At 68.2% G+C, this 19392-nt stretch carries 21 protein-coding genes; 10 read left to right on the top strand and 11 right to left on the bottom strand.

Annotated features, from left to right (window positions below; all coding sequences use genetic code 11):
- The first annotated feature begins 12 nt into the window (after positions 1 to 12).
- The 4 genes from ACZ54P_RS18295 to ACZ54P_RS18280 are packed head-to-tail and all read left to right on the top strand — an operon-like array spanning position 13 to position 3709.
- The gene (locus ACZ54P_RS18295; protein ID WP_465462723.1) at positions 13 to 1086 is read left to right on the top strand and encodes an MFS transporter; all 1074 of its coding nucleotides are present in this window, start codon (positions 13 to 15) and stop codon (positions 1084 to 1086) included.
- Positions 1044 to 1457 carry an MFS transporter gene (locus ACZ54P_RS18290; protein WP_465462722.1) on the top strand — a complete coding sequence of 138 codons (414 nt, stop codon included), beginning with the start codon at positions 1044 to 1046 and terminating at the stop codon, positions 1455 to 1457. The genes ACZ54P_RS18295 and ACZ54P_RS18290 overlap by 43 nt, the downstream gene beginning before the upstream one ends.
- A gap of 21 nt (positions 1458 to 1478) precedes the next feature.
- Entirely contained in the window at positions 1479 to 2360 is an 882-nt protein-coding gene (locus tag ACZ54P_RS18285) for an AAA family ATPase (protein WP_465462721.1), read from the top strand.
- Positions 2357 to 3709 (top strand): vWA domain-containing protein, encoded by a 1353-nt coding sequence (locus ACZ54P_RS18280; protein WP_465462720.1) that lies wholly within the window; start codon positions 2357 to 2359, stop codon positions 3707 to 3709. The genes ACZ54P_RS18285 and ACZ54P_RS18280 overlap by 4 nt, the downstream gene beginning before the upstream one ends.
- Here the strand turns inward: ACZ54P_RS18280 and ACZ54P_RS18275 are convergent.
- Entirely contained in the window at positions 3706 to 4527 is an 822-nt protein-coding gene (locus tag ACZ54P_RS18275; RefSeq protein WP_465462719.1) for a lytic transglycosylase domain-containing protein, read from the bottom strand. The genes ACZ54P_RS18280 and ACZ54P_RS18275 overlap by 4 nt on opposite strands.
- Positions 4528 to 4645: 118 nt before the next feature.
- Entirely contained in the window at positions 4646 to 5620 is a 975-nt protein-coding gene (add, locus tag ACZ54P_RS18270; protein WP_465462718.1) for an adenosine deaminase, read from the bottom strand.
- Positions 5621 to 5783: 163 nt separating this feature from the next.
- Between add and ACZ54P_RS18265 the strand changes: the two genes are divergently transcribed.
- Entirely contained in the window at positions 5784 to 6002 is a 219-nt protein-coding gene (locus tag ACZ54P_RS18265) for an antitoxin (protein ID WP_465462717.1), read from the top strand.
- Positions 6003 to 6006: 4 nt separating this feature from the next.
- Here the strand turns inward: ACZ54P_RS18265 and recQ are convergent, their stop codons facing one another.
- Both recQ and ACZ54P_RS18255 read right to left on the bottom strand, forming a co-directional pair.
- Positions 6007 to 7842, bottom strand: a complete 1836-nt coding sequence (gene recQ, locus ACZ54P_RS18260) for a DNA helicase RecQ (RefSeq protein WP_465462716.1) — start codon at positions 7840 to 7842, stop codon at positions 6007 to 6009.
- A 103-nt stretch (positions 7843 to 7945) separates the two neighbouring features.
- Positions 7946 to 8302 carry an ArsR/SmtB family transcription factor gene (locus tag ACZ54P_RS18255; protein ID WP_465462715.1) on the bottom strand — a complete coding sequence of 119 codons (357 nt, stop codon included), beginning with the start codon at positions 8300 to 8302 and terminating at the stop codon, positions 7946 to 7948.
- 99 nt (positions 8303 to 8401) lie between these two features.
- Between ACZ54P_RS18255 and ACZ54P_RS18250 the strand changes: the two genes are divergently transcribed.
- Together ACZ54P_RS18250 and ACZ54P_RS18245 are read left to right on the top strand one after the other, a co-directional pair.
- Positions 8402 to 8914, top strand: a complete 513-nt coding sequence (locus ACZ54P_RS18250; RefSeq protein ID WP_465462714.1) for a mycothiol transferase — start codon at positions 8402 to 8404, stop codon at positions 8912 to 8914.
- A 57-nt stretch (positions 8915 to 8971) separates the two neighbouring features.
- Complete coding sequence (locus tag ACZ54P_RS18245; protein ID WP_465462713.1) at positions 8972 to 9541, top strand: hypothetical protein; 570 nt, start codon at positions 8972 to 8974, stop codon at positions 9539 to 9541.
- A gap of 141 nt (positions 9542 to 9682) precedes the next feature.
- On the opposite strand, the gene ACZ54P_RS18240 is transcribed toward ACZ54P_RS18245, so the two are convergent.
- The 3 genes from ACZ54P_RS18240 to ACZ54P_RS18230 are packed head-to-tail and all read right to left on the bottom strand — an operon-like array spanning position 9683 to position 12669.
- Entirely contained in the window at positions 9683 to 10564 is an 882-nt protein-coding gene (locus ACZ54P_RS18240; RefSeq protein WP_465462712.1) for a hypothetical protein, read from the bottom strand.
- Positions 10565 to 10586: 22 nt separating this feature from the next.
- Positions 10587 to 11186 carry a GTP cyclohydrolase II gene (locus tag ACZ54P_RS18235; protein ID WP_465462711.1) on the bottom strand — a complete coding sequence of 200 codons (600 nt, stop codon included), beginning with the start codon at positions 11184 to 11186 and terminating at the stop codon, positions 10587 to 10589.
- On the bottom strand, positions 11179 to 12669 hold the full coding sequence (locus ACZ54P_RS18230) for a PfkB family carbohydrate kinase (protein ID WP_465462710.1): 1491 nt from the start codon (positions 12667 to 12669) through the stop codon (positions 11179 to 11181). Before ACZ54P_RS18230 ends, ACZ54P_RS18235 begins: the two co-directional genes overlap by 8 nt.
- Positions 12670 to 12956: 287 nt before the next feature.
- Between ACZ54P_RS18230 and ACZ54P_RS18225 the strand changes: the two genes are divergently transcribed.
- The 3 genes from ACZ54P_RS18225 (at position 12957) to ACZ54P_RS18215 (ending at position 16176) form a co-directional block, all read left to right on the top strand.
- Positions 12957 to 14144: an OmpA family protein gene (locus tag ACZ54P_RS18225; protein WP_465462709.1), complete on the top strand. Its 1188-nt coding sequence runs from the start codon at positions 12957 to 12959 to the stop codon at positions 14142 to 14144.
- 20 nt (positions 14145 to 14164) lie between these two features.
- Positions 14165 to 15031 (top strand): hypothetical protein, encoded by an 867-nt coding sequence (locus tag ACZ54P_RS18220; protein ID WP_465462708.1) that lies wholly within the window; start codon positions 14165 to 14167, stop codon positions 15029 to 15031.
- 194 nt (positions 15032 to 15225) lie between these two features.
- Entirely contained in the window at positions 15226 to 16176 is a 951-nt protein-coding gene (locus ACZ54P_RS18215) for a hypothetical protein (RefSeq protein ID WP_465462707.1), read from the top strand.
- Here the strand turns inward: ACZ54P_RS18215 and ACZ54P_RS18210 are convergent.
- The 4 genes from ACZ54P_RS18210 to pdxR form a co-directional block, all read right to left on the bottom strand.
- Complete coding sequence (locus ACZ54P_RS18210) at positions 16166 to 16792, bottom strand: TetR/AcrR family transcriptional regulator (protein ID WP_465462706.1); 627 nt, start codon at positions 16790 to 16792, stop codon at positions 16166 to 16168. The two genes, ACZ54P_RS18215 and ACZ54P_RS18210, sit on opposite strands and share 11 nt — an antisense overlap.
- 92 nt (positions 16793 to 16884) lie before the next feature.
- Positions 16885 to 17193 (bottom strand): cupin domain-containing protein, encoded by a 309-nt coding sequence (locus ACZ54P_RS18205; protein WP_465462705.1) that lies wholly within the window; start codon positions 17191 to 17193, stop codon positions 16885 to 16887.
- Between the two features lie 100 nt (positions 17194 to 17293).
- Positions 17294 to 17737 carry a single-stranded DNA-binding protein gene (locus ACZ54P_RS18200; protein WP_465462704.1) on the bottom strand — a complete coding sequence of 148 codons (444 nt, stop codon included), beginning with the start codon at positions 17735 to 17737 and terminating at the stop codon, positions 17294 to 17296.
- 156 nt (positions 17738 to 17893) lie between these two features.
- Positions 17894 to 19321, bottom strand: coding sequence for a MocR-like pyridoxine biosynthesis transcription factor PdxR (gene pdxR, locus ACZ54P_RS18195; protein WP_465462703.1), 1428 nt, complete (start codon positions 19319 to 19321; stop codon positions 17894 to 17896).
- Positions 19322 to 19392: the final 71 nt, after the last annotated feature.

Genomic DNA, 19392 nt, shown 5'->3' with positions numbered 1-19392 from the left:
AGCGTTGTCCCCATGACGATGACAGTGGACATCCCGGGCGCCGAGACCTCGGAAAACACCCTCGCGGCGACGCCGTATCGCTGGCGCTGGCCCGCGCTGTTCGTGATCCTGACCGGTTCGGTCATGGAGCTGCTCGACATGACGGTCACGAGCATCGCCGGGCCGGTCATGCGGGCCTCGCTCGGCGGTGGGACGGCGATGATCCAGTGGCTCGGCGTCGCCTACACCCTCGCGATGGTGTCCGGCCTGCTCACCGGCGGACGGCTCGGCGACATCTTCGGCCGCAAGCGCATGTTCCTGATCGGCGCGATCGGCTTCGTCGTCGGTTCGCTGTTCTGCGCGATCGCCGTGAGCCCCGAGATGATCATCACCGCCAGGGTGGTGCAGGGCCTGTTCGGCGCCGCGATGATCCCGCAGGGCCTCGGCATGATGAAGGAGATGTTCACCGGGAAGGAGCTTCAGTCCGCGTTCGGCCTGTTCGGTCCGGTGATGGGGCTCGCCGCGATCGGCGGCCCGATCCTCGCGGGCTGGCTGGTCGACGCCGACTTCTTCGACACCGGCTGGCGGATGATCTTCCTGATCAACCTCCCGATCGGCGCGCTGGCCGTGCTCGCCGCGCTGAAGTTCCTGCCGGAGTCCCGTCCCGGCGGTTCGCTGACCCTTGACATCCCCGGCGCGCTGCTCGCCACGACCGGGGCGCTGCTGATCGTCTTCCCGCTGGTGCAGGGCCGCGAGTACGGCTGGCCACTGTGGACGTTCGCGATGATGGCGGCCGCGATCGGCGTGTTCGCGATCTTCGCGTGGTTCGAAAAGCGCAAGAGCCGTCGCGGCGGTGACCCGCTGGTCGAACCGAGTCTGTTCCGCAAACGCAGCTTCCTCGCCGGGATGGCGACCGGGACGATCTACTTCGCGGCGTTCTCCGGTTTCGGTCTCGTGTTCACGCTGTACCTGCAACTCGGGCTCGGTTTCTCCCCGCTCAAGGCCGGACTGACCGGGGTGCCGATGTCGCTCGGGATGATCGTCGGGATGGGCTTGGTACAGGTGTGCGCAAACACGGCCGCAAGGTGCTGCACACCGGCGCGTTGATCATGGCCGCGGGCGTGGTCGCGCTGCTGCTGCTCCTCGGCCCGGAAACCGGTCCGTGGCTGATCGCCCCCGCGTTGCTGGTGGTCGGGATGGGCTCCGGGCTGATCATGGGGCCGTACTTCGAGATCGCGCTGTCCGGAGTGGAGCCGTCGGAGGCCGGATCGGCGTCGGGCGCGCTGACCTCGCTTCAGCAGGTCGGTGGCGCGCTGGGGATGGCGCTGCTCGGCACGGTGTTCTTCGACGCCGGAACCGCCGACCCGACCGACGCCGCGCAGCGGACCTTCTGGGTGGTCGCGGTGATGGTGCTGCTCACCTTCGCCGTCGGGTTCCTGCTGCCCAAGCGGATCCGCGACGTAGAGTCGGCCGGGTAGGCGATCGAGCTGGGAGGCCGCGTGGCTGGGACCGGGTACTTCACATCCGTCGAAGACGTGACGGCGAAGCTCGCCGACACCGGCTACCTGGCCTCCGCGGCCGTCGCCACCACGGTGTTCCTCGCGGACGCCCTCGGCAAGCCGTTGCTGATCGAGGGCCCCGCGGGGGTCGGCAAGACCGAACTGGCCAAGGCGGTCGCGGAGGCGAGCGGCTCCCGGCTGGTGCGGCTTCAGTGCTACGAGGGCGTCGACGAGTCCCGCGCGCTGTACGAGTGGAACCACGCGAAACAGCTCCTCCGGATCACCGCCGGCAAGGACGAGACGTGGGACGAAGCCCGCAACGACATCTTCGGTGAGGAATTCCTGCTGGCCAGGCCGCTGTTGACGGCGATCAAGGGTGACGGGCCGACCGTCCTGCTCATCGACGAGACCGACAAGGCCGACGTCGAGATCGAGGGCCTGCTGCTGGAGGTCCTCGGCGATTTCCAGATCACCGTCCCGGAACTCGGCACGATCACCGCCGGGCGCAAGCCGTTCGTGGTGCTGACGTCGAACGCGACGCGGGAACTGTCCGAGGCGCTGCGGCGGCGCTGCCTGTTCCTGCACATCGATTTCCCCGACGCGGCACTCGAACAGCGCATCGTGCGCCTCAAGGTGCCCGGCGTCGACGACGCGCTCGCGGCGTCGGTGATCAAGGTGATCACCGCGCTGCGGGCGATGGAACTGCGGAAGGCGCCGTCGGTAGCGGAAACCATCGACTGGGCCCGCACGCTGCTGGCGCTCGGCGCCGACAGCCTCGACGAGGACGTCGTCCGCGCGAGCCTCGGCGTCATCCTCAAACACCAGGAAGACGTCGTGAAGGCGGACGCGCGGCTGGAACTCGGCAAGGTCCTCGACTCGTGAGCGGCGTGCCGGGCAGGCTCGTCGAATTCGTGGAAGCGTTGCGGGAACACGGGATCCCGGCGGGTCCCAGTGAGACGGTCGACGCCGCCGCGGCACTCGAAGTACTGGGCCTGGCCTCGCGCGAGCAGATGCGGGAAGGGCTCGCCGCGGCGCTCGTCCGGCGCGGCGGTCAGCGCGCGGTGTTCGACGCGACGTTCGACATCTACTTCCCGCTCGGCGTCGGCGCGCCGTCGCAGGATCCCGTCGAGGATGTCGCCGCGTTGCGCGATCGGCTCGCCTCGGCACTGGCCGCCGATGACCGGACCGAACTGACGCAAGTGGCCGGGCTCGCCGTCGACATGCTGGGTGAGTACGGCAGCGGCACGGCGGGCTCCGGCGGCTGGTCGGCGCACCAGACCTTGGAACGGCTTCAGCCGCAGACGCTCGTGGTGCGGGTGCTCGAAGCGATCCGTGCGGGCGTGCAGGAGGATTTCACCGGCAGACTGGACCGCGACGACGTCCGCCGCCGAGTCGAAGGCTTCCGTGGAATGGTGCGGACCGAAGCGCGTCGAAGGGTGGCGGAAGTCCGTGGCCGGGAACGGGTTTCGCGGCACGCCGTCCCGCCCGCCGCCGACCGCGTCGACTTCCTGCTCGCCAGTCGCGCGCAACTCGCCGAACTCCGCCGCGTCGTGCAGCCGTTGTCGCGCAAACTCGCCACCCGCCTGGCCGCTCGCCGCCGACGGCACGCGCGCGGGCAGATCGACCTGCGCCGGACGTTGCGGCGTTCGCTGTCCACCGGCGGCGTCCCGATGCGGCCGTCGTACCGGCGGCACCGGCCGGGGCGGCCGGAAATCGTGCTGCTGTGCGACATGTCGGGCTCGGTGGCCGGATTCGCCAACTTCACCATGCTGCTCGTCCAGGCGCTGCGGGATCAGTTCAGCAAGGTGCGGGTGTTCGCGTTCATCGACGCGTGCGACGAGATCACCCATCTCGTCGACACCGGCGCGGCCGATCCGGAGGACCTCGGCGCGCGTATCCTCGCCGACGCCGAACTCACCCGATGGGACGGGCACAGCGACTACGGGCACGCGCTGGGGGAGTTCGTCGAGCGGTACTCGGACGCCATCGGGCCCAAAACGTCCGTGCTCATCCTCGGTGACGCCAGGACCAACGGCGGCGACCCGAATCTGGCCGCCGTACGCGGAATCGCCGCCGCGGCGCGGCATACGTACTGGCTCAATCCCGAGCGGACCGCGCTGTGGTCCACCGGGGACTCGGAGGCGCACGCCTACGCCGAGGTCGTCGAGATGCACGAATGCCGGAACGTGCACCAATTGACGCGACTGGTGACCAGGCTCCTGCCCGCTTAGGGCTTGAGTGCGGCCTTGCCGTAGGCGTCGGCGTTGCTGAACACTTCCTGCCCGTACTGGGCGGAGTTGTTGTAGGTCAGCACCGCGTTCCACCAGCCGGTGGGCTTGCCGAGGTCGCCACCCTTCGCGCACAGGTAGCGCGCCGTCGTCATCGCGGCGTCGTCGATGTTCTGCGGGTCCGGCGCGGCGCCGTCACCGTTCGCGCGGACGCCGTACCGCTTCCAGGTGGCGGGCAGGAACTGCATGGGGCCGACGGCGCGATCCCACTGCAGGTCGCCGTCGAGGGCGCCCTTGTCGGTGTCGACGACGGCCAGCACGCCGGGCGAGCCGTCGAGCGGGATGCCGATGACCGGCGGTGTCACGACGCCGTCTTCGCCGGCGCGGGAGCCGCCGTGCCGGGCGTGCTGGGACTCGGTCCGGCCGATCCCGGCGATGGTCGCCCAGGTGATTCCGCAGCGAGGCGTGGTTGACGCGGTCTTCTCGGCCGCGTTCACATACGCACGCAACACGCGCGAAGGGATGTCCGTGTTCTCCGACACCTTCGCGATCCAGGCGTCCTTCGCGGGCTCCGCGGGCAGCGGTCCGGCGTCGCCGGGGATCGCCGAACGCGGGGCGGGCTTGAGGGCGGGGACGACGAATTCGGGTTTGACCGGCACCGGCTCGCGGTCACTGATGCTGACCACCACCCAGACGGCACCGGCCACGAGGGCGCCCACGACCAGCAGCGCGAGCATCACGCAGCCACGCGGGCCGCGCTTCTTGGGCGCTGGTTGCCACTGGTCCATCAGGTCCAGTGCCGAAGGGGACGAAGCGGTCACCGGTTCCACGGTACGTGACGCTTGTGGAGAAGTTGTGAAGCCCACCGTCACCTGTGCGTTTAGTCCTCTGAATGCGGTCCTTGCGCGTGCAACTACCGCATTCAGAGGACTAAACGCGTCAGGCGAGCCAGGCGTCGATGTCCTGATGGATCGAGCGCTTCAGGTCGGCGGGCGCGAAGGACGCGTCGACGGACGCCCGGGCGAGACGCGCGAGCGCGAGGTCGTCGTAGTCGAACGCCTCCCGGGTCCGCAGGAACTCGTCGGTCAGCGTGGTCCCGGTGATCGACGGGACGTCGGTGCTGAGGGTGACCACGAGCCCGGCGTCGACCAGCCGGGGTAGCGGATGCTCTTCGAACGACGGCACGAGCCCGATCGTCACGTTCGACGACGGGCAGACCTCCAGCGCGATACCGCGTTCCCGTACCTCGGCGACCAGCGCGACGTCCTCCAGTATCCGGATGCCGTGGCCGATCCGTTCGCTGTGCCCGAGGTCGAGTGCTTCGCGGATGCTGTCCGGGCCGGCGTCCTCACCGGCGTGGTGGATCAGGTGCAGCCCGGCCTCCTCGGCCTCGTCGCAGATCCCCGCGAACGGCGCGAGCGGATATTTCTCCTCACCCGCCAGCCCGATCGCGATCACGCCGTCCGGGGCATATCGGCGGGCGAGGTCGAGGGTGCGCCGCGCGCGGTCGACCGACCGGCGGCGCGAATGGTCCAGGATCACCCGGGTGGTGAGCCCGTGCTCGGCCGTGCCGACGGAGAGTCCTTTGAGGACGGAAGCGAGCGGCATGTCCGGCTCGTCGAGCCGTTCGCCGTGCGACGCCGCCGTGAAGGTGACTTCGGCGTAGCGGACGCCGTCCGCGACCTGGTCCTCGCAGAACTCGCGCGCCACCCGTTCGAAGTCCTCCGGCCGCCGCAGGCAGGATCGCAGGAGGCCGTTGTAGTCACCGAACGCGCGGAATCCGTCGAACACGGGTTGTTCGGCGGGGACGGCGATACCGTTCGCGTCACCGAGGTCACGGAGCGTGTCCGGCCGGATGGTGCTTTCGAGATGGACGTGCAGATGGGCTTTGGGCAGCAGCGAAAGATCCCGCATGCGCTCGAACCTACTGGCTCCTCCGCCGGGTGCGCGCCCCCTTTTTCGGCCGTCCGACCAGCACCGACATCCGAAATGAGTGATTTGGCGCGTGACGGGGAACCCGATGACCACCACCGGTCGTTGAGTAGAACACCAGACGACCCCGAAGAAAGGGACCACAGTGCCTCTACTGCGGAAGTTGACCGCCCTGGCCGGCACCGCCGGGGCCGTGCGCGCCTACGTGCGGAAGAACCCCGAGAAGGTCAACAAGGTCGTGAACAAGGCCGCGACCTTCGTCGACCACAAGACCAAGGGCAAGTACCACAGCCAGATCAACGGCGCGGTGCGCAAGGTCGACGGGATGACCGGACGGCCGCCCCGCCGCCCCAACGAGCACTGAGCCGCTAGTTCTCCGCTGAGAGCGTCTCGAGGATCTGCTCGCCGTACTTGGCGAGCTTGTTCTCGCCGACGCCGCTGACCGTACCCAGCTCCTGCAGCGTGGCGGGCCGTTTGGTGGCGATCTGGCGCAGGGTCGCGTCGTGAAAGATCACGTACGCGGGCACTCCCTGTTCCTTCGCCGCCGCGGCTCGCCACGACCGCAGCAGTTCGAACACCGGCGCCGCCTCGGCGGGCATGTCGGCGGCCGCGGCCTTCTTCGTGCTGGACCGGGCCGCCGCCTTGGCCGCCCGCTCCGGCTCGCGCCGCAGCTGGACCTTCCGCTGTCCGTTCAGGACCTCGGCGCTGCCCTCGGTGAGTACGAGCGAGCCGTAGTCGCCCTCGACGGCGGCGAGGCCCTGCGCGAGCAGTTGCCGGACGACGGCACGCCACTCGGGCTCCTTCAGTTCCGTGCCGATCCCGAAGACCTTCAGCGAATCGTGCCGGTGCTGCGTCACCTTCGGCGTCGACTTGCCGAGCAGGATGTCGATGATCTGCCCGGCGCCGAACTTCTGCCGCCGCTCGTTCTGCAGCCGGACGATGGTGGAGAGCAGCTTCTGCGCCGGGATCGTGCCGTCCCAGGTCTCCGGCGGCGCCAGGCAGGTGTCACAGTTGCCGCACGGCTCGCTCTGTTGCCCGAAGTAGTTCAGCACCTGTACGCGACGGCATTCGACCGTCTCGCACAGCGCCAGCATCGCGTTGAGGTGGGCGCTCAGTTGCCGCTTGTGCGCCGCGGACCCCTCCGATGTGTCGATCATCTTGCGCTGCTGGACGACGTCCTGGAGGCCGTACGCCAACCACGCCGTCGACGGCAGCCCGTCCCGGCCCGCGCGACCGGTCTCCTGGTAGTAACCCTCGACGGACTTCGGCAGGTCCAGATGCGCGACGAACCGCACGTCCGGCTTGTCGATGCCCATGCCGAACGCGATCGTCGCGACGACGATCAGCCCGTCCTCGCGCAGGAACCGCGACTGGTGCTTCGCCCTTGTCCGCGCGTCCAGCCCGGCGTGATAGGGCACCGCCGGGATCCCGTTCTCCACCAGGAAGTCCGCGGTCTTCTCCACGGAGTTCCGCGACAGGCAGTAGACGATCCCCGCGTCACCCTTGTGCTCGGTGCGCAGCAGTTCCAGCAACTGGCGCTGCGGTGAGTTCTTGCCGACGATCCGGTACTGGATGTTCGGCCGGTCGAAGCTCGCGACGAAATGCCGCGCGTTCTCGAGATTGAGCCGGGACGCGATCTCGGCGTGCGTCGCCTTGGTGGCGGTGGCGGTGAGCGCGATCCTCGGCACGTCCGGCCAGCGTTCGTGCACCGCGGACAGCATCAGGTAGTCGGGCCGGAAGTCGTGGCCCCATTGGGAGACGCAGTGCGCCTCGTCGATCGCGAACAGCGAGATCTTGCCGCGATCGAGCAGCCGCACCGTCGATTCGACCGAAAGCCGCTCCGGTGCCAGGTACAGCAGATCGAGTTCGCCGGAGAGGAACGCGGCCTCGACCCGGTTGCGCTCGGCGTAGTCCTGTGTCGAGTTGAGGAAACCCGCGCGCACGCCGAGGTTGCGCAGCGCGTCCACCTGGTCCTGCATCAACGCGATGAGCGGTGACACCACCACGCCGACGCCGGGCCGGACGAGGGCGGGGATCTGGTAGCACAGTGACTTCCCGCCGCCGGTGGGCATGAGAACGAGCGCGTCACCGCCTGCGATGACGTGTTCGACGATGGCGTGCTGTTCGCCGCGGAAACTGTCGTAACCGAAAACCCGGTTCAGCGTTTCGAGGGCTTCCGAGGTACCGATGTCGGGGGCTGCCACCCGGCCGATTCTAGGGGCGGGGTCCGACAGTGACCGCGCCCGCGCTCCTCAGCGCGGGAAATCCCAGTCCAGCGCCCGGTTTCCGGTGACGATCGGCCGGTAGTCACCCGGCTTGGCCGTCGTCTTCGGCGGCCTTCCGGCGTTCGCGGCGGCCGCGGGCGATCTCGGTGGCGAGCGCGTCGAGCGGCCCGGTCCAGAATCGCCGGTACTGCTCCAGCCAGCCGTCGATCTCCTTGAGCGGACCCGGATCCACCGAGTACAGCCGCCGCGTGCCCTCGGCGCGGACGGTGGTGAAACCGTTTTCGCGCAGGACGCGCAGATGCTGGGAGACCGCGGGCTGCGAGATCCCGAACTCGGCGCGGACCACCGTGGTCACGTCGCCGGAACTCTGTTCCCCGCCCGCCAGCAGTTCCAGGATCCGGCGGCGCACCGGATCCCCGAGGACGTCGAACGCGTGCATCCGGCAACTATCACGGCCTGGACTTATATAAGTCAAGGTTGTAAGGCAGGGGTCACCTGGCGGTGGCATCGTGGGCGGGAGACGCAGGAAGGGGATTCGATGAAACTGGCCGAAGTAATGGCCGACGGGTTCGGCCGCGTCCAAGAGGTCGTGCACGCGGCCGTCGAGGGGCTGAGCGCCGAACAGCTGAGCACGCGCCCGGCTCCGGAGGCGAACACGATCGCCTGGCTGGTCTGGCATCTCGCCCGGGTGCAGGACGATCACATCGCCGACCTCATGGGCACCGAGCAGATCTGGACCTCGGAGGGCTGGCTGGACCGGTTCGGGCTGCCGTTCCCGGCGACCGACATCGGGTACGGACATCGCCCCGAGGACGTCGACGCGGTCCGGGTCGACTCCGTGGAGCTGCTGACGGGGTACTACGACGAGGTCCACGAGGCGACGACGGCTTGGGTGGCCGGCCTCGACGAAGCCGCTCTCGACCGTATCGTCGACGAGGCGTGGGATCCGCCCGTCACCCTCGGGGTACGCCTGGTCAGCGTCCTTTCCGACGATCTCCAGCACGCCGGGCAGGCCGCGTACGTCCGGGGACTCGTACTCCGCGATACGTAGGGCAGGTGCCGCTCCACGACGGACGACGGGGGCTCCGCGCGCGGAAACACTGGTCGCATGAGTACTTCCACAGTGCGGCGACCGCCGATGACGCTCACGCCCCGGTGGCGGAAACTCGTCCTCGTCGTCCATGTCGTCTCGTCCGTCGGATGGCTCGGGATCACCCTGGTGAACGCGGTACTGACCTTCATCTCCGTGTTCACCGACGATCCGCGCCTCCAGCACGCGGCCATCCTCATGATGGACCGGATCGGCGGCTATCTGCTGCTGCCGGCGAGCCTGCTCGCCCTGGTCAGTGGACTCGTGCTCAGCGTCGGCACGAAATGGGGGCTGATCCGGTACAAATGGGTCGCGATCAAACTGGTGCTGACCCTGGTCGCGGTGGGGCTGACCCTGTTCTCGCTGCTGCCGGGCCTGCGGGAACTGGCCGCGCTCACCGAGTCCACTGTGGACGGAGTGTTCGTCGAGATGGGACGGCGCCCGGACGGGTTCTACCCGATCATCGTGTCCACGGCGATGTACCTGACCATGACCGCGCTGTCGGTGTACAAGCCGGGCGGGAAGACGCCGTACGGGCGGCGGGTGACCGCCACGCGCGTGCGCAAGCAGGTGTCCACGGTGTCGTGAGTGGCGATTCGGGTTCTAACCCGAATCGCCACTCACGACCAACCCAGCCCGCCCCTCACCGGCAGCCTGACGCCAGAAAGTCCGTGAAGGCCTCCTTCCCTACCTTGAGAGTAGGGAAGGAGGCCTTCACGGCATGGCAGTCTAGAACCGGGCGAGCGCCTCATCGATCCGCTTCGCTTCGGAGCGCAGATCGTCCAAAGTGGCCTGGGCGGCGGTGGTCTCACCGTTCGCCGCCTCTTCCTCGAGTTCGGCGTCGGCGAGCCGCCGTCGGAGATCGTTCGCCTTCTCCGTGCTCTTCTCGGCGCGGCGTTCGGCGCGAGCGAGGTCGATTTCCGCTTGTTTGCAGGCTTTCGCGAGATCGGCGGCCTCGCGCCGGAGCCGGTTGAACTCCGCGACCCGCTTTTGTTCCCGCTCGGCCTCTTCGCGGGCTTTCGCGGTCCGCGCCTGTTCGGCCTTCGACGCGGCGTCGGCGGCGGCCTTCTGCTTCGCCTTCCGTCGATCGTCCAAATGCGACACGGTCGCGGGCTTTTCCCGTTCCGGGGCGGGTTCCCGCTTGGGCGTCGGCGTGAAGCCGCTCGTCAGCCACTGGTCGCCCGCGCTGTCCGCGCCGGTGCTCAGACGTCCGGCCAGCGCGAGCGCCGCCACTTCCGGGTCGGCCACGACGGCCTCGAGGGTCGCTTCGACTTCGCGGGCGACCGGCTCGCTCATCGAGCGTTCGTCGTGCAGGACCTGGTTCACCAGTTCCTGACGCCGCCGGGTGAGTTTGCGCAGTTCCGCTCCGGCCAGCGCCGAATGCGCCTTCCGCAGCTCTTCGCCCAGCTGTGCCAATTCCTTCAGTTCGGGGGAACCGGCCCGGCGGTTGAGGATGGTGGCCGCGAGCGTGGGCTTCCGCAGCGCACGGATACGTTCGGCCAAGGCGGCCTCGCCCGCCGCTTTGGCCTCTTTCGCCCGCTGGTTGCGCACTTTGACGAACTCGGCCGGATCGCCGGCGTAGAGCTCGTCCGCGACCTCGTCGAAGTCCATCGTCCTCCGCGGATCCGGTGGCTCAGCTGTCGGTCAGGCTCGGGAACAGGTGGCCTTGCTCGCGCTTGGCCTCCAGGTACGCGCGAGCCGAGTCACTCACCGGCACGATCGACGGCTCGCGTTTGACGATGATCCCACGGGACTCCAGTGCCTTCACCTTTTCGGGATTGTTGGTGAGCAGGGTGACCCGGGTCAAGCCCAGGCTTTCCAGCAGATCGGCGGCGGCCGCGTAGTCGCGGGAGTCGGCGGGAAGGTGCAGCGCGCGGTAGCTGGTGAAGGTGTCGGCCTGGTGCAGCTGGCTGTAGACGTACCCGCGTGCCTTGGCGAGCAAGCCTGCTCCCCGCCCCTCCTGGTCGAGGTAGATGATCACGCCGGTACCGGCGGCGGTGATCAATTCCTTCGCCTGTTGCACCTGGTCGTGGCAGTCGCAGTCGACCGAGCCGAGGATCTCGGAGTAGACGCAGCGCGAATGGATCCGGACCAGGCAATCGTCCGCCGGCTCGCCGTAGATCGCGGCCACCGGGGGATTGTCCGTGGTCGGTTCCTTGTCGAGGACCCGGACCCGGAAGCCGGTGCCACCGGTCCGGCTGAGTGAATGCTCGACGAAGAGTTGTTCAGTCATCGGTCTCGTGGCCCGGCTTCACCTGGAGGACGCGGTCGACCTGTTGCGCCAACGGCATCGAATCCGCGACCCCGCCGAACGACTGGGCCGCGGTCATGGCCGCGGTCGCCCATTCGAGATCGGACTGGTCGATCTTGCGATCCTTCAGCAGCAAGCGATGGATCAGCGCGGCGCTGAAGGCCTCTCGCGCTCCGGGGGTGTCCCGCAAGGCGGTCGGGAAGCGGGCGATGTCCGCCCGCAGATGTTCCGACCGCACCATGCAGCCGAATTCTTCGGTGATGCAGACGCCGTGCACGCCGAGCATGAGCAGGCTCGCGGCCAGCGACTCCGTCGTGATCTCGTCGCTGGCTCCCGAAAGAAGCTCGCGCAGCTCCCACTGGGTGCCGACCAGGTAGTCGATGTCGGAGAAATGTTCGTAGAGGAACTGGGGGCTGGCGATCGGCGGTGAAGGCCGGACCACGATCAGGGGCTTTTTCTCGAGGTTGCTGACCACTCGCAGCACCTCGCGGGTGGCCGCTATGGGCTGTTCGAAGGTGATGACGACGGCATCCGACGCTTCGAGGACGTTGCGCAGTGCGTGGGTGTGGAAGTCGGCCGGGTCGAGCCGGATCTCGCCTTCGTTCATCCACGGCAGCAGGACCGCGCCGCCGTTGCGGGTCATGAACACCCCGACCACCGGCGTTTTGGCGTTCGGCACCACCTTGACCAGGTTCAGCCGCATGCCTTCGGTGGTCATGTAGTCCAGCAGCATCTGGCCGGGCGCGTCGTCGCCCACCGCGGTGATCATGTGCACGTCCATGCCCAGCCGGGCGTTGGCGACCGCGTGGTTGAGGCCTTTGCCGCCGGGGTGGGTCTCGTAGGAGATCAGCGGGGTCGACGACCCGGGGGAGGGGATGTGGTCCACGACGTAGATGTGGTCGACCACGGCCGAGCCGATCACGCTCACGGTCGCCGCGCGGGTCGTGGCGTCCTTCGCGGTGCCGGGTTCGGGGAAGGCCACGTCGAGAACGGAGCTGCTGACACAGAGTTCGGCCAGCTTGGCGAGGGCGGCACTTTCGAGGGTGGACCGGAGCGCGCGCACGGTCAGATGCCGCTCCGGGATACTCACGCCGAGTAACCGGTGGATCGGCTCCCACAGCTCCACGAGACGCTCGCGGCGTTCACCGACGTCGGCCGCGTACAGGGTCTCGATCTCGGGTTCGTCGGGGAACCGCTTCGCGAGCAGGCCGAGGGAGAGGGCCATGTCGACGATCACGAGGTCTTCGGTGGGAAGCTGACCGGCGATCCTCCGCACCGCTTCCAGCGCGGCCTCGGGTTCGGATTTGTCCGTGGTGTTCACGATTTGCCGGACCACCGGGAGATCGAGGATCGGCCGGACCCCGACCTCGGTGGAGCGCAACCTTTCCGCGCTCAGTCCGGTCCGCGTTCGCAGCCTCACGAGGGCACTGCGGACACCGTCCACGCCGGGCACCGGACCACTCATCGGAAAAGATCACTCCGTTCGCATCGGCAGTTGCCATCGCGCTGGGCCTGCTGTGTGGCTATTGCCGCACATTACTCCTGGTAGTTCTCGGCGGAGCATACCGCCGAGCCCTGGTGGGTCGGTCACGACTCCCTCCAGGGTGTTCACTCCTTCGAACCAGTGTGACTCGGGGAGAGGATGGGTATCTCTCAAGTTCGTCTCTGTCAACTGCCTATATTGATTGGCAATTGACGCCTATTACCGGCAACTGCCACACTGTGCTTGCCTTCAAAGTCGGGGAGGTCGTCATGAAGCGTTCGCAAGCCGCACCACCGATCTTCATACTGCTCACCGCGCTGGTGACGTCGCTGGTCACCGCCTGTGGAAGCCGGGCGGGAGCGGCCGGGGGCGATGGCGACCGCGTCGTCCTCCTCGCCTCGGCCAGCTCGAACGAACCTCGCCCATCGCTGCCCCAGGGAATCGAAAGCCTGCTCGCGGAGGCCGCCCACAGCCGGGACACCACCGACGGGAAGAACGGCAAGGGCAGCGTCGCCATCGTGACCACAGCGGACGGTGACACCGCGCGGACTTTGCCGCTGACGCCGCGCCGGGCCAACGGCGCCGTCGAGCACGGACTGCAGCGGGAGAGCCTCATCGAGGACAACGTCCGGCGGGTCGCCGAGGCCGTCGGCGGACTTGCGGCCACGCGTTCCGGCGTCGACCTGCTGTCGGGCATCGACAACGCCGTCCGCGGCGCCGGGCCCGGGACACTCGTCGTGATCAGCAGCGGACTGTCGACCGCGGGCGGATTCGACCTGCGGCGCAGCGGGTGGCAGCTCGAACCGGCCGCGCTGGCGGCGGAACTGAAGACACGCGGTCTCCTGCCGCGGCTCCACGGCCATCGGTTCGTGATGACCGGGCTCGGCGCCACCTCGGGCCGTCAGGCGCCGCTTCCCCTGCCGACCAGGGAACGGCTCGCCGCGTACTGGCGGGAGATCTGCCGAGCGGCGGGCGCCGCCGAATGTGTCATCGACGAGACAAGGCCCGAGGAGGGGCCGCCGAACGGGAGCGTCCCCACGCCGGAGGTCCCGGTGCCGGGAATCGTCTCGGTCAGCGGGCCGGACGGGACGACCAAGACGACGTTGTCCAACGACGTCCTCGGTTTCGCCGGGGACTCGGCCGCGCTTTCTCCCGCGGCACGAGGGGTCCTGGCGGAACTGGCGTCGAGGATCGTCGTGAAGCGGAACGGGCGGCCGACGGCGAAGGTGGTCGTCCGCGGGTTCACGGCGGATCCGCCGGGATCGACCGAACAGGGCAGGGCCGAACTGTCGGCCGCGCGGGCGAACGCGGTGGCGGACGCGCTGCGGGCGGCCGGAGTGGAAGGTCCGATCGATTCGAGTGGAGGGGGGACCGCGCCAGGGATGACGGCGATGTCCGGCGGCGCCTTCGACGAAGGCGTCGCCGTGAAGATGCGCCGGGTCGACATCACGTACTGAAAAAGAGGGAGGAAACAGTCATGGACGGCTTGGACCGGATTACGCCCCATCTGCCCCAACCCCGGGTGTCGGTGGAGGAACATCACGACGACTACCAGCGGGCGGCCGCCGGGACGCGCGGGAGGCTGAGCGCGCGGATCACGGAACTGAAGCTCGCCGACGACCGCGTCCTGCGCACCCCGGTGATCGGGCCACGAGGACAGTTCATGACCGTGCACGAGGCCAAACACCGCGCGGAGATGCTGACCGAGCAGATCGACACCGACGAACTGCGCGGCAGTCTGCGGCACTACCGGGTGTCGCGGTCGGCGAAGGCGCTCACCCTCTTCGGGCTGGTGGTGGTCGACTTCCCGGTGATGCTCTGGCTGGCGAGTTCGGTGTTCAACGTCGACTGGACGAACCCGCTCGGCCTGCAACTGGTGATCAGCTTCGTGATCTCGGTGCTGGCCACCGGGGGCGCCGCGACCGCGCTGTACCACCTCGGGCACAACCAGCGCGAGAACAAGGACGACCGGCGACGGCTCACCTGGCGCACGCTGTCCCGCGGGTCGAAGCTCAGCATGCTGGCCGCGGTGGTCCTGGTGGCGCTGATCGCGGCGGTGATGTTCGTCCGCGTCTACACCGAAGGCGAGCTGAGCGGGCTCGACAGTCTCGCCTTTCTGCTGGCGGTCTTGGTCGCTTTCGTGATGCTCATTTCGGCCGCGCTGGTGTTCTGGACGGCGTTCCGCGACGGTTCGCTGGAACAGGACGATCTGCGGTGCTACAGCTCGATGATCATGCGCTGCGAATCGCTGCGCCGCGAGTACGAGGTCCGCATCGGCGAGCTGGCGGCGCAACTGCGGCGGCTCGAAGGCGAGTATCCCTTCCGAGCCAAGGTGGACACCTAGTCTGGAGGGGGGCCACCGTAGCGGATCGGCCCGCTCGGTGGCACCCGCCGGAGGCGGTGAATCCGGATTACCCGCCAGGCGATCGGACCAACCATGGATGGGCACTTTGGAGGTGGCGCGCCTCCGTCGGTGGAACAACGATGAGTACCGGGGATCCCGGATCCCAGGGAAGCCATCCGCCACTGGAGGTCCGAGTGTCCGTCACCGAACGCGTTCCCGTTGCCCCGCAAGCGAATTTCCTCGGTTCCGGACCATATCCGGAACATCGGTGGCGAGTGGTGTGCTGGTCCGTCCTCGCCGGATTCCTGCTGACGGTGCTCTGGTCCGCGCCCTTTGTGGACAGTGTGATCGGTGACAGCGTGGCCAACACCCTCCTGGGGCACAACGCCAAGGAGACCCCGATCGGCGGAGTGCTGGCCGGGACGTTCTTCGCGTTTGTCTCTGGACTCGCCGGAACGTTCACCGCCTGCAACATCGCCGCCTTCGGCGCCGTCGCCCCGCTCGTCGGGGGAGAGACCGCCGGGCGGCCGAAGTTCGTCAACACCTTGAAGCCGCTGGGCTGGATCGCGGCGGGCATGCTGACCGTTTCCGTGGTGTACGGCGTCATCGTCGCGCTCGTCGGCACCCGGATGCCGCAGTTCTCGACCGCGTCCTCGCCCGGTGGGCTCACGCCGCGCAACATCCAGTCGATGATCGTCTACGGCGTGATCGGGATCGTGTTCATCGTGCTGGGCCTCGCTTCCGTCGGCATCATCCGCAACCCGATCGCCGGTCTCACGCGCCGCTTCCCGCCCGCGCCGCTGGTCCTGATGGGAGCGCTCATCGGCGGGTTCCTGATCGGCCGTCCGTTCCCGTTGTTCCGGATCATGTTCCGCAGCGCGGCCGAAAGCCACAACGTTCTCTACGGAGCCGCCGCGTTCGCGCTGCAGTCGGTCGGCAACATCCTGGTGATGGCACTGCTGTTCCTCGTGCTCACCCACGGCACGGGTGGACGGTTGCAGCGGTGGATGCTCGCGAAGCCCACCAGGATCGCCGTGGTGACCGGCGCCGCGCTGCTGGTCGCCGGCACGTTCACCCTGCTGTACTGGGATCTGCGGGTGCTGGGCCGGACCGGGGTCATCTGGTACCCGACCATCAAGTGGTGAAAATCCGCGCCAGGACCTGCTCGACCGAATCCTGAAGGCACTTCGCCGCGTCTTCCCGCCCGGCGAGGTGCTTCAGCAGGCCTTGCTGGAACAGGCCGTCGAAGAGCGCGTACGTCGTGGACGGAGTCAGCTCCAGCGGTTTGCCGAGCAGCTCCGCGTACCGGGCGACGATTCGCCAGATCATCCCTTCGAGTGTCTCGTCGATGGCAAGGACGTCGGCCCGGAACACCTTTTCGAACAGGCTCTGGTTGCGCAGGTCGTACCAGAGCCGGTGCAACCGGGCGTCTTCGCGCAGCGTGGCCACCATCGCGCTGCTGAAGGCCAGCTTCAGTTCTTCGGCCGTTCGTGCGGTCTCGACTATCCGGTCGTACCGGGTGACGCATTCGGCCTTGTACTGCTTGACGCAGTAGGTGATCAGCTCGACCTTGTTCCGGAAGTAATAGTGCAGCACACCGTGGGAGAACTCGGAGTTCTGCGCGATCTCCCGCAGGCTCGTCCGGGCATAGCCGAGTTCGGACAACGTGACCAGTGCCGACATCGCCAGCTGCGCACGTCGTTGGTCGAACCTGTCCACCTGACGGGTTTCGTCACCGCTACGGTCCGCCACGTCGGTCACAGTCCCCGGTTCCCGTCGCCTCGGGTGCCCGCCGGCCACGAGCACGTCGTCGGAGTCTAGCGCCGGAAGGGTTTTCTTGTGCGCGACAGAATTTATTCGAGCCACTCGGTGATGAAATGGTCGCTTTCGTGGATGTGTACGGCTTCGTAAACTTCCGGTCCGATCACGGCGAACTTGTGCGGAATGTCCGCGGGTACCACGAGGACCTCGCCCGCGCCACCCTCGCGTTCGGCGGCCCCGATGGTGAACCTCGCCCGGCCACGGAGGATGACGAACGTTTCGCCGTACGGATGCCGGTGCAGTCTCGGCCCGGATCCGTCGACGTCGGACCGCTCGCGGATGATCGAGATCCCGGAGCCGATGTCGCGGCCTTCGACGTTTTCCAGGGCGTCGTCGCTCATGCCGCCACCCTAACCCCGGCCGAGGCCGGTGGGCGAGCGTGAAGGTCGCGAGTGGGTCGGGCCGTCGGAACGACCCGGATCACTCACGACACGGCACGGTTCAGAAGGGCGGCTCCGGGCTCCCGGCGGTCACCGGCGTTCGCTCCCAAGCGCCGTCCGACGGGGTGCCGGCCGAACTGCGGCCCGCCTTGTTCACCTTCGCCGTGGCATAACGCAGTGACGGGCCGATCTCGTCGACGTCGAGTTCCACCACCGTCCGTTTCTCCCCCTCCTTCGTTTCGAACGATCGTTGTTTCAACCTCCCCTGCACGATCACCCTGGTCCCTCGGGTGAGTGATTCGGTCAGGTTCTCCGCGGCCTGTTTCCAGAGTGAGCAGCGCAGGAACAGCGGATCGCCGTCGCGCCATTCCCCGCTCTCGCGGTCCAGCACGCGCGGGGTCGACGCGACCGTGAAGTTCGCGACCGCCGCACCCGACGGGGTGAACCTCAGTTCCGGGTCGGTCGTCAGATTGCCGATCACCGTGAGCACCGTTTCGCCGGCCATGGGACTTCCTCCTCGTTTCCGCGCGCGGGCCCCGACCGGGGCCCGCTGTCGCCTGGGAAGAGGAGACCACCGGGGTACGACAGTTTCTCCACGGCATGGGATGCCGGGATGTCATGAAAGGGTCTTTCAAGCAGAAAAGTGTCCTGGAATTCTCTCTCATGACATACGCGCGGCCGAGACACACGCCACGAGCCGGGAAAGCCCTTCGTCGATCCGCTCGGAACCGATCAGCCCGTAACCGATCACCAGCCCACCACGCGTTCCCCCGTACCTGGACAGGGTTTCGACGGCCACCCCGGCGCGGGCCGACGCCGTGATGACATCGTCCACAATGACCGTCGCGGGTGGAGCGACCGGCGCGCACAAATGAAGCCCGGCGCTCGAAGGCACGATCTCCAGCACGTCCCGCAGCTCTTCGCGCACGAAGGCCAGAATCCGGTCGCGTCGCGCTGAATACTCCCGAGTGGCCTTGCGGACATGCCGGGCGAGCAGTCCCTCGTCGATGAAACTCGCCATGGCGGATTGGGTGACGAGGTCGCCGTGCCAGTCCGTCAGTTGCTTCGCCTGCCGCAAGGCCGGGCGCAGCGAAGCGGGCGCGACCAGGAAACCGAGTCGCAGCAAGGGAAGCAGCGTCTTCGAGAACGATCCGACATAGAGGACGCGGCCATGGTGGTCCAGGCTTTGGAGCGGTTCGAGCGGCCTGTCGGAGAACCGGTACTCGCTGTCGTAGTCGTCCTCGACGATCACCGCGTCGTTCCGCTCCGCCCACGCCAGCAACGCCGTCCTCCTGGCGAGTGACATCGGCGTGCCGAGCGGGAACTGGTGGGAGGGCGTCGTATAGATCAAACGGGTGCCTCGGGCGAGTGCCGTGACGTCGAGGCCTTCGGCGTCCACGGGCACCTTCGCGACCCGGGCGCCGAGGGCGGTGAAAAGCCGCTCGGCCGGCGGATAACCAGGGTCTTCGACGGCGACGCGCGTGCCGGGTTCGATCAGGACCCGTCCGATCAGGTCGAGAGCCTGTTGCGCCCCTTGGGTGATGAGAACGTCCTCGCCGCTCGCCCGCACCGACCGGGCGGCGCCGATATGCCGGGCGATCGCGACCCGCAGTGCTTCGAGCCCGGCCGGATCGGCGTATCCCGAACGCGGGAGCAACGAGGGCCGCAATGCCTGACCGACCAGCCGCCGCCAGATCCGCAGCGGGAACAGGGCCGGGTCCGGGGCGCCGACACGGAAATCGAAGTCGGCCACGGACCGGTCGGCGCCGAGCGGGGACGGGAGTGAACGCCAGCGGGCGGAGGGCCGCACTCCCGCGCCCGCCGGGGCGGTGCGATCCGCCCGCGCCACGGGATCCGCGGTGACGAACGTCCCGCGCCCGACCTGCCCGCTGAGGAAGCCTTCCGCGGTGAGCCGTTCGTAGGCGACCGCGACGGTGTTGCGGGAGACGTCGAGTTCGCGGGCCAGTTCCCTGGTCGGCGGCAGACGTTCCCCGGGCGGCAGGCGTCCGTCGAGGATGCCGTCGCGGAGCTGACGGTAGATCCGCGCGGCCAGGTCGGTGTGGCCGTCGAGGCTGATGTGGAACGGCACCCGTCGAGCCTACATTGGCCCAATCAAACGGAGCGAAATTGGAACTGGGATGTGGCCAATGCGGCCGTTAA

It is taken from the genome of Amycolatopsis sp. NPDC034160, assembly GCF_055575355.1.
The sequence above is the reverse complement of the archived record's forward strand: the minus strand, read 5'-3'. Positions and strand labels throughout refer to the sequence as shown.

Coding starts and splice junctions, on each gene's coding strand:
- ACZ54P_RS18295 (WP_465462723.1), top strand. CDS start 13: ATGACGATGACAGTGGACATCCCGGGCGCCGAGACCTCGGAAAACACC.
- add (WP_465462718.1), bottom strand. CDS start 5,620: ATGCGGGATCTTTCGCTGCTGCCCAAAGCCCATCTGCACGTCCATCTC.
- ACZ54P_RS18255 (WP_465462715.1), bottom strand. CDS start 8,302: ATGCACGCGTTCGACGTCCTCGGGGATCCGGTGCGCCGCCGGATCCTG.
- ACZ54P_RS18250 (WP_465462714.1), top strand. CDS start 8,402: ATGAAACTGGCCGAAGTAATGGCCGACGGGTTCGGCCGCGTCCAAGAG.
- ACZ54P_RS18245 (WP_465462713.1), top strand. CDS start 8,972: ATGAGTACTTCCACAGTGCGGCGACCGCCGATGACGCTCACGCCCCGG.
- ACZ54P_RS18240 (WP_465462712.1), bottom strand. CDS start 10,564: ATGGACTTCGACGAGGTCGCGGACGAGCTCTACGCCGGCGATCCGGCC.
- ACZ54P_RS18235 (WP_465462711.1), bottom strand. CDS start 11,186: ATGACTGAACAACTCTTCGTCGAGCATTCACTCAGCCGGACCGGTGGC.
- ACZ54P_RS18230 (WP_465462710.1), bottom strand. CDS start 12,669: ATGAGTGGTCCGGTGCCCGGCGTGGACGGTGTCCGCAGTGCCCTCGTG.
- ACZ54P_RS18225 (WP_465462709.1), top strand. CDS start 12,957: ATGAAGCGTTCGCAAGCCGCACCACCGATCTTCATACTGCTCACCGCG.
- ACZ54P_RS18220 (WP_465462708.1), top strand. CDS start 14,165: ATGGACGGCTTGGACCGGATTACGCCCCATCTGCCCCAACCCCGGGTG.
- ACZ54P_RS18205 (WP_465462705.1), bottom strand. CDS start 17,193: ATGAGCGACGACGCCCTGGAAAACGTCGAAGGCCGCGACATCGGCTCC.
- ACZ54P_RS18200 (WP_465462704.1), bottom strand. CDS start 17,737: ATGGCCGGCGAAACGGTGCTCACGGTGATCGGCAATCTGACGACCGAC.